This is a genomic window from Synechococcus sp. H55.10, from assembly GCF_047502715.1.
Classification (GTDB): domain Bacteria; phylum Cyanobacteriota; class Cyanobacteriia; order Thermostichales; family Thermostichaceae; genus Thermostichus.
In genome coordinates this window covers 1-844 of record NZ_JANSJJ010000109.1, presented here as the reverse complement: position 1 = coordinate 844, position 844 = coordinate 1, and the positions used below count along the sequence as shown (strand labels likewise).

Here is an 844-nt window from a genome sequence, read left to right as displayed (position 1 = left end):
GTACCTTTTCGTTCAGGAGGATCCGCAATCGGAAAGTTTCGAGGGCAAACCAGCCGGCCACTACCGCCAACAGCACCTGGGCAAAAAACAGCAACGGGATCAGGCGCTGACCTTCCAAGAGCAGACAGACGGAATAGATCAGGCCCATCGTTGCGAAAATCACATCCGACTCTGCGGAGGCCTCGCGCTTGATAAAGCGAACGGCAAAGATGGCCCCACTAGCAATCGCCACCAGCGCTGCCATCAAAAAATAGGGGCTTTGGGTGAGAAACATGCCAGGGATCCCTAAACTGATGAAAACAGGAAGGCGTCAGGCCTTGCCCATTTCACAGCCGATCCTAACATCAATCCTCCCGGGGACAACCCTCCCGGTTTTAGGGCAGGATCCCTCAAAGGAAGGGGATCGGTGCTAGGATGGCCTGTACATTCCAGTAGGCTTCATGCTGTATCTGGCGCGGGTAGACAAGAAAAGTCTTTTTGGCCAGGCGGAGCTGCAGCTCTTGGCGCAGCAAGCCGAGGGTAGAGTTTGGACGCCGCTGCGCCAGCCGGAACGGGTTACCTCCAAGGAGGCAGCCTCCTACAACGTGGGGGTATTGCTGCTGGTTGAGCTTGCGGAAAATCGGCAGGTACAGCGGGTGGAAGAGGCGGCGATGAAGTTGGTGGAGATGTTGCACAGCCTCTCGCAGGCCTGCAGCCTAGCCGACTTGGCGGAGATCGAAAGCTGGCGCCAATCTTTAACCCGGCAAAGCCAAGAGCTGAGTCGTCGCGAAGCCGAGGTGGCTGCCCGCCAAGAGCAACTGCAGCAGTGGGAAGCTCGCTTGCGGGAGAAGCTATCTTCCTAGAC

General features: G+C 57.5%; 2 protein-coding genes. One reads left to right on the top strand and one right to left on the bottom strand.

What is annotated here, in order from left to right; genetic code table 11:
- On the bottom strand, positions 1 to 274 hold a 274-nt coding region (locus tag NW858_RS07815; RefSeq protein WP_414520237.1), incomplete at its 3' end, for a Ycf66 family protein.
- A 166-nt stretch (positions 275 to 440) separates the two neighbouring features.
- Here NW858_RS07815 and NW858_RS07810 point away from each other — a divergent pair.
- Positions 441 to 842, top strand: coding sequence for a hypothetical protein (locus tag NW858_RS07810; RefSeq protein ID WP_414377715.1), 402 nt, complete (start codon positions 441 to 443; stop codon positions 840 to 842).
- Positions 843 to 844: the final 2 nt, after the last annotated feature.

Bases quoted from the DNA above. Each gene is read 5' to 3' on its own strand.
- NW858_RS07810 (WP_414377715.1), top strand. From the start codon at position 441: ATGCTGTATCTGGCGCGGGTAGACAAGAAAAGTCTTTTTGGCCAGGCG.